A 12,243-nucleotide genomic window follows, 5' to 3' on the forward strand; every position below is an offset into this window, starting at 1 on the left:
CGCCGTTCGACACGACGGGGCGCAGAGGGACTTGGAGGGACTCAGGGGCCCTTGAGCGGATCACCCGGTGGAGGTCCGGGCGGTGGTGCGGTCCAGCAGTTCGATCAGATTGCCCTCGGGGTCGGCCACGTAGGCCATGCGGACCCCGGGGTCGGGTGAGGGCCTCGGGCTCATACGGTCCGTCGCGCTCGCCCCGATCAGCGCGCCGTAGGCTTCGTCGACGTTCGTGACGTCCAGTGCGATGTGCCCGAATCCGCGGGTCAGCGCGGCCTCCAGCGGGCCGGACGCCTGAAGTCCGGCCCCGTTGCCGGCACGGTGGATCAGTTCCATCCGGTGACCGTGCGGGCTGTGGAGCATGGTGCCGCGCAGACCCACCTCCGGGACCTCGAACCTGAACTCCGTCCCGAGTCCCAGAGCGGCCGCGTACCACTCGCTCATCGCCTCGAGATCGGCGACGTTCAGGCCGACGTGGTCCAGGCGGCCGGCGGCCGGCCCGCTCACGCCACCACCACCGTACGGACGTTGGTGAACTCGCGGCTGCCTTCGGCCGAGAGCTCCCGGCCGTAGCCGCTGCGGCCGATGCCGCCGATCGGCAGCCGCGGATCGGAGGCCACCACGGAGTTGACGAAGAGGGCGCCCGACCGGATGCGCCGGCCCACCGCGAGCGCGTGCTCGGTGACGCCCCACACGGCACAACCGAGCCCGAACGCCGTGTCGTTGGCCAGTTCGACCGCGTGCTCGTCGTCGCGGGCCCGGACCACCGCCGCCGCGGGCCCGAACGTCTCCTCGACGAAGGCGGTCATGCCCGGGGTGACATGGTCGAGGACGGTCGGCGCGACGAAGTTGCCTGGCCGGTCGAGCGCCTCGCCACCGGTCACCAGGGTGGCGCCCTGCGCCACGGTCTCCTGGATCTGGCGCAGCAGGCCCTCGCGCAGGTCCGCCCGGGCCATCGGGCCCAGCGTGGTCGCCGGCAGGGTCGGGTCGCCGACCTTCAGCATCCCGACCCGGTCGACGAAGGCGGCGACGAACGCGTCGGCGATCGCCTCGTGCACGATGAACCGCTTGCCCGCGATGCAGCTCTCACCGACGTTCCCGAAGCGGGAGGTGACGGCCGCCGCCGCCGCGGCCTCGATGTCCGCGTCGGCGAGCACGACGAACGGGTCGGAGCCGCCGAGTTCGAGCACGGAGGGCTTGACGGCGGAGCCGGCGACCGAGGCGACCGCCGTTCCCGCCCGCTCGCTTCCGGTGAGGGTGACCGCGGCGATCCGCGGGTCCCGGATGATCAGCTCGCTGACCTCGGGCACGTCCGGCGCCGCGACGACCACGGACCGCAGCAGCCCGGGCGGCGCGCCCGCGTCGGCGAACAGCTCCTCGATCGCGAGGGCGGCCCCGGTGACGTCCGGGCCGTGCTTGAGCAGCACGGCGTTCCCGGCGGCGACGGCGCCCGCGCCGAACCGGATCACCTGCCAGAACGGGTAGTTCCACGGCATCACCGCGAACACGACGCCGAGCGGCTCGTACGAGAGCCACGAGCGCGACCGGCCGGCCTCGACCTCGTGGTCGGCGAGCCATTCGGGAGCCTTCTCGGCGACCACCGAGCAGTTCCAGGCGCACTTGTCGATCTCGGCGAGGGACTCGGAGATCGGCTTGCCCATCTCGGCGGTGATCAACGCCGCGTAGTCGTCGCGGCGTTCGAGCAGCAGCTTGCCGATGTCGCGCAGCAGGGTGAGGCGTTGCGCGAGCCCGGTGGCACACCATCGCGCGGCGGCGGCGTGGGTCTGGGCCAGCGCCCCCTCGACGGCTGCCCGGTCGTGGGTCGCATAGCGGCCGAGCACCTCGCCCGTGGCCGGGTTGCGGGTGACGACCTCTTTCTCGGTGGGAAACACCATGGTCGATCAGGTCTCCTGACGTACGCGGCGCCGCGCCGGCGGGACGGGGGGAGCCGCGTCCTCGGCGGGCACGATCTCGTTGCGGATGGTGCCGAGGCGGTCGATCGACATCTCCACCACGTCCCCGATCTGCAGGGGCGGGGGGTCGAGCGCGCCGGTGCGCCCCCAGGACTCGGCGAGCGAGCCCGAGGCGCAGGTGCCGGAGGCGAGCACCTCGCCGGCCTTCACCCACGACGCCCGCGACGCGTGCGCCACCATGTGCTCGAAGGACCAGCCCATGTGGCCGGACCGGTCTGATCCGACGCTCACTCCGTTGACCTTGACCGTCATCCCGAGGTCCAGAAAGCCGTCGCTGTCCCGGCAGCCGTCCAGTTCGTCGGGGGTGACGATCCAGGGACCGATCGTCGTCGCGAAGTCCTTGCCCTTGGAGGGGCCGAGCTTCAGCGTCATCTCCCGGCTCTGGATGTCCCGGGCCGACCAGTCGTTCATCACGCAGTAGCCGCCGATGGCCGCCCTGGCCTGCTCGGCGCTCGCGTTGCGGACGTCACGGCAGATCACGGCCGCGATCTCCAGCTCGAAGTCGAGGCGGGCGGTGTCGGGCGGCATCGCGATGCCGTCGTAGGGGCCGGTCACCGCGTGCGGTGCCATGAACAGGAAGACCGGGGCCTCGTACCAGGCCTCGGGCGGGCCGGGGTTTCCGTGGCCCCGTTCCATGCCGTCGACGTGCGCCTCGAAGGTGAGGAAGTCGCGCATCGCCACCGGGTAGACCGGCGGCAGCAGCACGAGATCCCTGAGGCGGATCCCGTCCGCCTGCGCGGCCGTGTCGGCCGCCGCCTCGCGGCTCGCGGCGTCCGCGGCGAGCATCGGCACCATCTCGGTGCCGGGCGGGAAGGGATGGATCCACCATTCCGATCCGTCGCCCACCACCAGCCCGACGTGGCGCACGCCGGGGGCCTCGGTGCGGCGACGGAAGGCAGCCAGCTTCACCGAGCCTCAGCCGATCGTCTCGTAGAACGCCCGCTCACGCTTCGCCAGCACGGGGATCGCCTGGCCGTGCCCGTACTCGGCGAAGTGCTCCGACGCGCCGTGCGCCTGGTACGCGGCCTCGTCGTCGTAGATCTCGAACAGGCGGAAGACGCCCGGCTCTTCGGGGCTCTCGTACGCCTGGTAGAAGCGGTTGCCCGGCTCCTGGCGCGAGGGCGGCGTGAGTTTCTCGATGGCATCCCGGACGACATCCTCCTGTCCCGGCTGCGCGGTCCAGATCGCCGTCACGACGTAGGCCATGGGTGACTCCTTCGAAGGGGCAGTGATTCGCGTGGGTCGCGAGTTCCCTCACAGTAGGACCGGTTCTCATCCCCTTCATAAGCGCTGGTGGCGATGGCAGGCATCACGCTCACGGGGGCCATCGAACGGCGATGCCAGGTATCAGTCGGTGCAGGGTTCTCCCCCCGGCCGACAGGGGTGAGTGTGTGACGCGTCACGCAGTCAAGGAGGGACCCCACATGCCCCATTCGCAGACTCGCCGCGTCCTGATCGTCGGTGGCGGCATCACGGGCGGAGTGCTCGCCCTCGCCCTGAGGAAGCGGGGCGTCGAGGTCGTACTGGTCGACCTGCGCACCGACCTCGGCGGCGTCGGCCACGGCATCACCTTGCAGGGCAACGCCCTCAAGGCCTTCAGGTCGGTGGGCATCTACGACCGGCTCGCCGCGCACGCCTACGCCTTCGACAAGGTACGCCTGCGCCACGCCGACGGCACCCTCCTGACGGAGATCGACACCCCGGCGATGGGCGGCGCCGAACTACCGCCCACCATGGGCGCGTTGCGTGGCGACCTCGCGGCCATCATCGCGGCCGACCTGCCGACGGCAGGTGTCGACGTGCGGCTGGGCACCACCGTCGAGGACTTCGAGGACACCGGCGACGGCGTCACGGTCGAGCTGTCCGACGGCACCCGGGAGAGAGTCGACCTGCTGGTGGGCGCCGACGGCATCCGCTCCAAGGTCCGCGGGATGATCGGCATCACCGACCTCCCGACCCCGGTCGGGATGGGCATCTGGCGCACCGTGGCCCGCCGCCCGGAGGCCATGGACTGCTCCGAGCTCTACTACGGCGGTCCCAAGTTCAAGGCCGGCTACACCCCGATCTCCGACGAGCTCTGCTACGCCTTCCTCATCGAGGGCAACCTCGACCGCTCGTTCGTCGGGGAGGGCCCGAAGGGCGCCGTCCTCAAGGAGCGGGGCCAGGGCTACGGCGGCACCTGGGGCCAGGTGCGCGACGGCATCGCGGACGACGCGATCGTGAACTACCAGTGGATCGAGGCGATGCGGGTCGAGTCCCCGTGGTACCGCGGCCGTACGATCATCATCGGTGACGCGGCCCACGCGTGTCCACCGCTGATCGCGCAAGGGGCGGCGATGTGCGCCGAGGACGCCGTCGTGCTGGCGGAGATGCTCACCGGCGGCGACAAGACCGACGACGTGCTGCCCGCGTTCATGGCCCGCCGCTTCCCCCGGGTGCGGATGGTCCTCGACAACAGCCTCCGGCTCGCCGAGTGGGAGATCCACCCCGACACCCCGGGCGCCGACCCGGGCGGGGTCATGGGTGAGACCCTGCACGCCGTGATGGAGGAGGCGTGAGCGCGCCCACGCCGCACTTCGACGGCGAACTCCTGCTGCGCGGCGACGCCGGCTTCGACGAGGCGGCCGTCGACCGGATCTTCAACCGGCGGCTGCCGGAACGCGTCCCGGCAGCCGTCCTGCGGGTCGCCGGCGAACGCGACATCGTCAACGGCGTCCGGCTGGCCCGCGAGCGCGGCTGGCAGGTGGCCGTCCGCTCCGGCGGCCACAGCTGGGCGCAGTGGTCGCTGCGCGAGGACGCCCTGGTGCTCGACCTCGGCGGCTTCAAGGAGATGTCGTACGACCCCGGGACCCAGGTCGTGCGGGCGACCCCGGCCGTGCGGGGCGGCCTGGAACTGGCGCCCTACCTCGCGGAGTACGGCCGCTTCTTCCCGGGCGGCCACTGCCCGAGCGTGGGCCTCGGCGGCTTCCTGCTCCAGGGCGGCCAGGGCTGGAACGCCCGCGGCTGGGGCTGGGCCGCGGAGTACGTCACGGCCGTCGACGTCGTCACGGCCGACGGCGAGCTGGTCCGTGCCGACGCCGAGCACCACAGTGACCTGTACTGGGCCGCCCGCGGCGCGGGACCCGGCTTCCCCGGCATCGTCACCCGCTTCCACCTGCGGACCCTGCCCGAGCCGCGCCACCTCGCCCACACGATGCAGGGCTTCGGACTGAGCGACTTCGACGAGGTCATGACGTGGCTGCACACCCTCCACGGCACCGTCGCCGACACGGTCGAGATCGTCGCCCTGACCAAGACCGACCCCCACCTCGGCGACGAGCCCGTGCTCCTGGTGACCGCCGTGGCGATGGTCGACGACGCCGACGAGGCCGACCGGGCGCTCGCCCCGTTCCGCACGAACCCGGCCCTGGAGCGGGCCCTGTTCGTCGTCGACAACGAACCGACCACGTTCGAGCGCGAGCGGGAGCACCAGCTCGCCGCGAACCCGGAGGGCCACCGCTGGGCGGTCGACAACGCCTGGATCTCCGGATCACCCGCGGACGTCGTCGGGGCCGCGCGCCGCGTCTACACCACCCTGCCCACCGCGAAGTCGTTCACGATCTGGTTCAGCATGGCGCCGCTGCGTGAACTGCCCGACATGGCGTTCTCGCTGCAGAGCGAGATCTACCTCGCCAGCTACGTGCTGTGGGAGGACGAGGAGGAGGACGCGCGGAACCAGGCGTGGCTCGCGGCCGCGATGGCCGAACTCCAGCCGGTCACCGTCGGCCAGTACCTCGGCGACTCCGACCTCGCCCGCCGCCAGCTGCGCTTCGTCTCCGACGCGTCGTGGGAACGCCTGCGGAAGATCATCGCCGTACGCGACCCGGACGGCCTGTTCGTCGGGTACCTCGCCGGCCCGGACGGCGCGGCCAACGCCAACCACTGGCAGGCGTAGCACGGCGGCCGGAGCCCACTGTGGGGGGCTCCGGCCGCCGGTCAGGCGGCGCCGCGGGCCTGTGCGAGGTCGTCCCGCACGGTTCCGGTAGCCGCGAGCTCGTCGCGCACGGCGTCGAGGCGGCCGAACAGCCAGCGGTGCGCCGGGTCGGCCAGCCGGTCCTCGGCGAACCAGTAGTTCTCGGTCAGGAGCACCTGCCCGAACGGAGGCTCCACCGTGACCAGCCGGCTGGACGGGCGTATCAGCATGCACGCGAGCCTCTCCGGCACGACCGCCACCATCTCGGTCCCCTCGATCACGAACGGCAGCGGAAGATAGCCGTGGACCTGCAACGCCACCCGGCGCTCGATGCGCAGCTCGCCGAAGATCCGCTCGTCCGCCGTGACGGCACCCGGCCCGTAGGACGAGATCGCGTGCGGCAGTGCGGCGAGATCGTCCAGGGACAGGCAGCCGTCGCTCAGCCGCGGGTTGCCACGGTCGGCGATGACGACCAGACGGTCCGTCCACACCGGGCGCGACATGCCCGGAAAGCCGTGGCCCGTCGGCACGATCAGCACGTCGTTGTCGACCAGGATCCGGTCGGAGAAGGCGGCGTGGGCCTCGAGGTGGCTGATGTCGAGACGCACGCCGGGCGCCTCCGCCTCGACCAGACGCACCAGCGGCTCGTGCACCACGGCGATCGCGTAGTCGCTCATCGTCAGACGGAACGTGCGCCGGCTCCTGGCCGGGTCGAACTCGTCCTCAAGGTCCAGCGCGCAACTGATGAGCCGCACGGCCCGCTGTACCTCGGGCAGCAGGTCCTTGGCGAGGGGCGTGAGCTCGTACTCGCGGCCGTTGCGGACCAGGAGTTCGTCGTCGAAGCGCCGGCGCAGGCGGGCCAGCGCCGCGCTCATCGCGGGCTGCCCGACATCCAGCCGACGGCCGGCCCGCGTGACGCTCCCTTCCTCCAGCAACACCTTCAATGGGAGCAGCAGGTTGAGGTCGGTACTGCCGAGCGCCATTGCTCGCCCCTTTCTGGCCGGCTGCCCGCCGCCTCCTGGAGGGGCGGGCAACGTATTCGCATATAGTCACCGCGACAGGGAGATGACGTAATTGGCTGTTCATGAGAATCATGTGAGGGAGCGGTTGCGGGAAGTCGACGCGAACCTTCTCCCGGCCCTGCACGCCCTGCTCGAGGAACGCAATCTCACGCGTGCCGGCGAGCGCATGACCATGAGCCAACCCGCCATGAGCGGCGCGCTCAACCGGCTGCGCAGACATTTCGGGGACGACCTCCTGATCCGCGACGGCCGGGGATTCCAGTTGACCCCGCTCGCCGCCCGGCTCCAGCCGGTGGTGGCCGAGGCACTCGAAGGCGCCGAGGCACTGCTGGGCAACGAACGCGCGTTCGATGCCGCCAAGAGCAGGAAGCGGTTCAGTGTGACGATGTCGGAATACGCCATGACCGTTCTCGCCGAGCCGCTGACCCGGCTGCTCGCGCGGCACGCGCCGGGCTGCACGATCGCGCTGGACCCGCTCGATGTCCGCCGCGACCAGGTCGAGGCTCAGCTCATGCGCCGGGACCTCGTCATAGCACCGCTGGGCTACGAGTTTCCCGGACGCGTCCAGCCCGTCTTCACCGACGAGCTGGTCTGCCTGGTCTCGCGAGGCCACCCCCGGCTGCGTGACGGCGCGCTGACCGCTGAGGACCTGCTGGAGATGCCGCACGCCGTCGCCGAGTTCGCCGCGGCCGGAGAGCACCTGCGCCCGCTGGAGATCGAACTCGGGAAGCTGGGCCTCGCGGACCGCCCCGTGCTGGTGCGCGTGACCAGCCTGCTGCCCCTGCCTTTCGCGGTCGCCGGGACGGACATGTGCGCCTTCGTGCCGTCCCGGCTCGCGCGGCGCTGCCTCGACGTGCTCGACCTGGTGGTGGCGAGGACGCCGGTGGAGACGGTCCACATCACCGAGGCCGCCCACTGGCACCCGCGCCGGGAGAGCGACCCGGGCGTGGTCTGGCTGCGCAAGCTCCTGTACGACGTCGCGGTGGAGGTCGAGGACGCCGTCGCGTAGCCGGGACGGAACGGAGGTCAGTCGCGCGGTCCGCCGTGCATGAGTCCTTCGAGACCGCCCGGCAGCGAGGCCGCGAGATCGTGCTCGAACTCGCCGTCCACGAGGACGAAGACGACGCGCGCCGTCACCGTCCCGCGGTTGGCCCAGGCGTGGTCGGTGCCCCGCTGCACCACAATGTCGCCGGCGCGCAGTGTCACCTCGGAGTCGTCGAGGATGAGCGTGATCTCGCCGTCGAGGACGATCCCGTAGTCGATCGAGGCCGTACGGTGCACGGGCGACTGGAGTCCCGCCTCGTCGAGAAAGCCCGGCGCGAACTCGTTGACGCGAATCTTGGTGCCGTGCCGCGGGGGCGGTACCGCCAGGGGGCGCTCGGTCGGCTCGTCCGGCTCGACCCCGGTGATCCTCGCGGGCGCGCCCTCGGTGTTCCAGACCTCGTGGAAGGCGACGCCGTCCTCCGGGATCTCCCGGGTGACCGGCACCGGGGCGTCGCTCAGGACGACCGACACCCCGTCGGCGGTGTGGCCGGTGACCACCCGGCGGGGAACGGTGTAGTTGCTCATCGAGAGAATTCCTCCACGGTCATTCGCCGACGGTCCACGGTGAGGTGCTGCCCGCCGGCTGGATCTGCATGAGCCGGTGCTCGCCCTGGATCCTGCCGTCGAAGAAGCGGTACACCTCGGCGGTGCTCAGCACAGCGGGCACCGGCTTGCTGAGCGGGATGCAGGGCAGCGACGGGTCCCGGCCGACATTGGGGTCGAAGCTCGGGTCGCTGTCCGCGTTCTCCCGGCGGGACTGGTTGTCCAGCAGCATCGACTCCGGCACGAACGCGGTTTCGAGGATGGGGTACCACCAGTAGAAGCTGGGGTACGTGTGCCCGGGCACCATGCCGAGGCTGACGACGATGCCCTGCACCTCGTCGACCAGGATGCGGGCGTGGTCGTCTGCCGGGCGGTCGGCCATCAGGTCGCAGCCGAGGCCGATGAGCTCGGCGTGCCTCGACTTGTCCGGGAGCAGACTGGCGTAGCCCGGCTTGTCGTACTCCTTGGGCAGCGCGTGCTCGCGCTCGACGCGGGCGAACATCTCCTTGGTCGCCCATGGCAGCAGCTCGCGCATCTTCTCGACGGTGATGTCGCCCATGACGCGCTCGCCGTTCTCGACCAGGTACCCCTCCTGGGAAGTCTCCGGGGTGCCGAGTCCGGGGTCGAAGACGCACCGGGCGATCTCGGTGAGCCGCTCCCGCGACGCCTTCTGCGCGTCGGGGACGGAGGCTGTCCACTCCTTCGGCATGTTGCGCAGCCCGGTGGGGTCGAACATGAACCCCGAGTCGCCGTTGGACCGGCACATGTACAGTTCGATCTCGGTGATCAGCTCGTCCTCGGCCTTCAGCCGCCCCCACAGGAGAGCGGGCACGCCGCCCTCGTCGACCTCGGCGGTCACGAACACCTGCTGCGCCGGGGTGTCGATCACGTACTGGAAGTCGGCCGGTGCCTTGTAGCCGGTGACGGTGCGCCAGATGTCGGCCATCCCCGGCGACGACGGCCCGTTGTTCTTCGTCATGGCATACGTTCGCGCCAGCGGCAGCAGCGTGGCGTCGCGCTTCGCCATCGACTCCAGCAACAGGTCGGCCAGACTCTTCAGTCTCTCGCGGTCGAGTGTGGGCATGGGTCCCGTCTCCAATCACCGTGTGTCACGTGACAGTCAGCCGCAGCCACGTGGCACCGGCAACCCTCCCGGCCATCACCACCACCGATCTCAAACATCGCGCGACGCGTCTGGCCCGACGGCGCGCGGTGAGGTTTGCAGGGGCCGTGGCGAGCCGGACCGGCCGTACCCGCGCCGAGGACGTCCGCGACGCCGTCCCAGGCCCGCACGACGCAGCCGACGCAGGGAAAACCGATTGGGTGCGGCTCTTCCTCAGTGAGCTGGTGATGCCGTGCGCCGCCGTTGCCGTGCGTGCGGGGACGGCGGATCGTCGTGTCCTGGGACGTGGTCTTGGAGGCGGCGATGGTGTCGTGGCTGGAGGAGATCGAGCGGCGGGAGGCGGCTGCCCGGGCCGAGATCAGTGAACTTCGCTCGCGGATGGAGGAGTTGGCTGGTCGTCTTGCCGAGCGGGAGGCTGTGCTGTTCCGGCTGGAGATCACACGGGAGACGATGACGGAGATCCTGTCCGGCCAGGGGGCGGTGACAGTGTCCGTGGACGAGGCCACGGGGGAAGTCCTGGTGCCGGTGGAGCGGAGTCAGGCGGGATCGCCGGTCGGGGTGCGGCTGGTGCCGCAGTGGGAGCCGGGGGTTGAGGCGGATGTGCTGCCGCGCTCGTACCGGGACGTCGTCGAGGTGTTGCAGGACGCGGTGCATCCGATGCGGGCGCATCATCTGTGCGCCGCGCTGGGGTTGTCGACGGACAAGAACAAGGTGGAGGGGTTCCGTTCGAAGCTGAAACGGCTGGTGGAGCGGGGCTGGCTGGCCGAGGACGAGCCGGGCCTGTTCGCGTGGGGTGGTGCGCGGCGGGCGGGCGCGGGTGCGCCGGAGCGGGAAGCCGCAGCCGGCGAGCGGCGTCGCGCCGGTGTGGGGGCGGGCTCTCGTCCCTAGCGTCGATGGTGCCAACCAGATCGCCACTGTCCGAAGACGAGAGCCCGATGAACGCAGCGTATGAAACGGCCGCGGCGGCTGACCCCTTTGCCCGCGTGTTTTCTTCCCTCACTTCCCTGGCCACTCGCCTGTCCAGTCCCGAAGCACTCACCGCGACGCATGAACGGGTTGAGGCTGATGTCGAAGCGGGCTCCCGGGAGCTGGGCCGGCTGCTCCTGCAGGCCCATCTCGAGTGGCGGGCCCGCCGTGAGGAGGACCACCTGTCCGCCCTCGGTCCGCAGGAGCGGGCTGCGCTCGCCGGCGGCCGGAGCCGGCTGGAGAGGGGCCACCGGCGGCAACTGGCCACCGTGCTGGGGCCGGTGACCGTGACCCGGTGCGCTCTGCGCGGCGCGGGCATGGCCAATCTTTACCCCGCCGACGCCATGCTGGGCTTGCCTCACGGGCGGCACAGTCTGGGACTGCGCCGCCTCGCGGTCCTCGAGGCGGCCCGCGGTTCCTACGACACCGCGCTGGAAGCGATCGACCGCAGCTGCGGGGGTCGGATGGTGGGCAAACGCCAGGCGGAGGATCTGGTGCGGGCCGCGGCCGTGGACGTCGCCGCCTTCTATACCGCCCGCACCCCCCACCCGGCCCCGGCCAGGACGCTGCTGGTGATCAGTGTCGACCAGAAGGGAATCGTGATGCGCCCGGGCCACCTGCGCGAGGCCACCGCGAAGGCCGCCGCCAGGGCCCGGCACACCTTCCGCACCCGGCTGTCGACCGGGGAGAAGTCCTGCCGCAAAAGGATGGCCACCCTCGCCGTCGTCCACGACGCCGAGCCCGCAGTCCGCCGCCCGCACGACATCATCGCCCCGCCCGGCGGCCGCACCGGAGACCGTACCGTCCGCAAAGGACCTGTCGCGCGGGCGAAATGGCTCACCGCTTCCGTGCGCGAGGACGCCGAAACGGTCATCGCCGCCGCGTTCGACCAGGCCGAAGCCCGCGACCCCGAACACCACCGGACCTGGGTGGTGCTGGTCGACGGCGCCGCCCACCAGATGGAGTTGATCCAGACCGAGGCCGCCCGTCGCGGCGCCACGATCCACATCGTCCTCGACATCGTCCACGTGATCGAGAAGCTGAAGGCGGCCTCGCGGTGTTTCCACACCGCCACCGATCCCGCGGCCGAGGACTGGGTCGGCATCAAGGCCGCCCGGATCCTGGCCGGCGACGCCCCCGGCGCCGCCCGCGACATCCGCACCGAAGCCGACCGCCACCACCTCGGCGACGACCAGCGCGCCGCCGCCGACAAAGCGTGCCGATACCTCGAGAACAACGCCGACTTCGTCCACTACGACCAGGCCCTGGCAGCGGGCTGGCCGATCGCCAGCGGCGCCGTCGAAGGAGCAGCCCGCCACCTGGTCGCCGACAGACTCGACATCACCGGCAGCAGGTGGACCGTCCCCGGCGCCGAAGCCGTCCTCACCCTCCGCACCGTCATCAGCAACAGCGACTTCCCCGACTACTGGATCTTCCACGCCCGGAAAGAGCACGAACGGCTCCACCCCTTACCCGACCAGCACATATACACACTTCAAGCCTGACGCGGGAACTCACTCAAACAGAGCCGGGCTCATACAAGATTTTCGTAGCCGTTGATCGGGCCAACTGGTCCGTGGCGTCGACTCGTTGAGAGCACCATCCTGATGGTGTGTGAGGTTCGAC

12 protein-coding genes are annotated in these 12,243 nt (G+C 71.0%); 5 read left to right on the top strand and 7 right to left on the bottom strand.

What is annotated here, in order from left to right; genetic code table 11:
- Nucleotides 1-60: 60 nt before the first annotated feature.
- The 4 genes from ACFZDK_RS52915 to ACFZDK_RS52930 are packed head-to-tail and all read right to left on the bottom strand — an operon-like array spanning nucleotide 61 to nucleotide 3,173.
- Nucleotides 61-501, bottom strand: a complete 441-nt coding sequence (locus ACFZDK_RS52915; protein ID WP_390985830.1) for a VOC family protein — start codon at nucleotides 499-501, stop codon at nucleotides 61-63.
- Nucleotides 498-1,889 carry an aldehyde dehydrogenase family protein gene (locus tag ACFZDK_RS52920; protein WP_390985832.1) on the bottom strand — a complete coding sequence of 464 codons (1,392 nt, stop codon included), beginning with the start codon at nucleotides 1,887-1,889 and terminating at the stop codon, nucleotides 498-500. The genes ACFZDK_RS52915 and ACFZDK_RS52920 overlap by 4 nt, the downstream gene beginning before the upstream one ends.
- 6 nt (nucleotides 1,890-1,895) lie before the next feature.
- A complete protein-coding gene (locus tag ACFZDK_RS52925) occupies nucleotides 1,896-2,876 on the bottom strand; it encodes a fumarylacetoacetate hydrolase family protein (RefSeq protein WP_390985835.1) in 981 nt (326 codons plus the stop codon).
- Nucleotides 2,877-2,882: 6 nt separating this feature from the next.
- A complete protein-coding gene (locus tag ACFZDK_RS52930; protein ID WP_330351318.1) occupies nucleotides 2,883-3,173 on the bottom strand; it encodes a putative quinol monooxygenase in 291 nt (96 codons plus the stop codon).
- Nucleotides 3,174-3,391: 218 nt separating this feature from the next.
- Between ACFZDK_RS52930 and ACFZDK_RS52935 the strand changes: the two genes are divergently transcribed.
- A complete protein-coding gene (locus tag ACFZDK_RS52935) occupies nucleotides 3,392-4,525 on the top strand; it encodes an FAD-dependent monooxygenase (protein ID WP_390985837.1) in 1,134 nt (377 codons plus the stop codon).
- On the top strand, nucleotides 4,522-5,901 hold the full coding sequence (locus tag ACFZDK_RS52940) for an FAD-binding protein (RefSeq protein ID WP_390985840.1): 1,380 nt from the start codon (nucleotides 4,522-4,524) through the stop codon (nucleotides 5,899-5,901). Before ACFZDK_RS52935 ends, ACFZDK_RS52940 begins: the two co-directional genes overlap by 4 nt.
- A gap of 41 nt (nucleotides 5,902-5,942) precedes the next feature.
- Here the strand turns inward: ACFZDK_RS52940 and ACFZDK_RS52945 are convergent, their stop codons facing one another.
- Nucleotides 5,943-6,902 (bottom strand): LysR family transcriptional regulator, encoded by a 960-nt coding sequence (locus ACFZDK_RS52945; RefSeq protein ID WP_330351315.1) that lies wholly within the window; start codon nucleotides 6,900-6,902, stop codon nucleotides 5,943-5,945.
- 124 nt (nucleotides 6,903-7,026) lie between these two features.
- Between ACFZDK_RS52945 and ACFZDK_RS52950 the strand changes: the two genes are divergently transcribed.
- Nucleotides 7,027-7,950, top strand: coding sequence for a LysR family transcriptional regulator (locus ACFZDK_RS52950; protein ID WP_390985843.1), 924 nt, complete (start codon nucleotides 7,027-7,029; stop codon nucleotides 7,948-7,950).
- Nucleotides 7,951-7,967: 17 nt separating this feature from the next.
- Here the strand turns inward: ACFZDK_RS52950 and ACFZDK_RS52955 are convergent, their stop codons facing one another.
- Both ACFZDK_RS52955 and ACFZDK_RS52960 read right to left on the bottom strand, forming a co-directional pair.
- A complete protein-coding gene (locus tag ACFZDK_RS52955; RefSeq protein ID WP_330351313.1) occupies nucleotides 7,968-8,510 on the bottom strand; it encodes a cupin domain-containing protein in 543 nt (180 codons plus the stop codon).
- A 19-nt stretch (nucleotides 8,511-8,529) separates the two neighbouring features.
- Entirely contained in the window at nucleotides 8,530-9,612 is a 1,083-nt protein-coding gene (locus tag ACFZDK_RS52960; RefSeq protein WP_390985846.1) for a hypothetical protein, read from the bottom strand.
- A 312-nt stretch (nucleotides 9,613-9,924) separates the two neighbouring features.
- Here ACFZDK_RS52960 and ACFZDK_RS52965 point away from each other — a divergent pair, with 312 nt between their 5' ends.
- Together ACFZDK_RS52965 and ACFZDK_RS52970 are read left to right on the top strand one after the other, a co-directional pair.
- Nucleotides 9,925-10,539 carry a hypothetical protein gene (locus tag ACFZDK_RS52965; RefSeq protein ID WP_390985849.1) on the top strand — a complete coding sequence of 205 codons (615 nt, stop codon included), beginning with the start codon at nucleotides 9,925-9,927 and terminating at the stop codon, nucleotides 10,537-10,539.
- Between the two features lie 47 nt (nucleotides 10,540-10,586).
- The gene (locus ACFZDK_RS52970) at nucleotides 10,587-12,122 is read left to right on the top strand and encodes an ISKra4 family transposase (RefSeq protein WP_390985852.1); all 1,536 of its coding nucleotides are present in this window, start codon (nucleotides 10,587-10,589) and stop codon (nucleotides 12,120-12,122) included.
- Nucleotides 12,123-12,243: the final 121 nt, after the last annotated feature.

Source organism: Streptomyces sp. NPDC007901 (genome assembly GCF_042959465.1).
In the GTDB taxonomy this organism is placed as follows: domain Bacteria; phylum Actinomycetota; class Actinomycetes; order Streptomycetales; family Streptomycetaceae; genus Streptomyces.

Coding starts and splice junctions, on each gene's coding strand:
- ACFZDK_RS52920 (WP_390985832.1), bottom strand. CDS start 1,889: ATGGTGTTTCCCACCGAGAAAGAGGTCGTCACCCGCAACCCGGCCACG.
- ACFZDK_RS52955 (WP_330351313.1), bottom strand. CDS start 8,510: ATGAGCAACTACACCGTTCCCCGCCGGGTGGTCACCGGCCACACCGCC.
- ACFZDK_RS52945 (WP_330351315.1), bottom strand. CDS start 6,902: ATGGCGCTCGGCAGTACCGACCTCAACCTGCTGCTCCCATTGAAGGTG.
- ACFZDK_RS52960 (WP_390985846.1), bottom strand. CDS start 9,612: ATGCCCACACTCGACCGCGAGAGACTGAAGAGTCTGGCCGACCTGTTG.
- ACFZDK_RS52930 (WP_330351318.1), bottom strand. CDS start 3,173: ATGGCCTACGTCGTGACGGCGATCTGGACCGCGCAGCCGGGACAGGAG.
- ACFZDK_RS52935 (WP_390985837.1), top strand. CDS start 3,392: ATGCCCCATTCGCAGACTCGCCGCGTCCTGATCGTCGGTGGCGGCATC.
- ACFZDK_RS52970 (WP_390985852.1), top strand. CDS start 10,587: ATGAACGCAGCGTATGAAACGGCCGCGGCGGCTGACCCCTTTGCCCGC.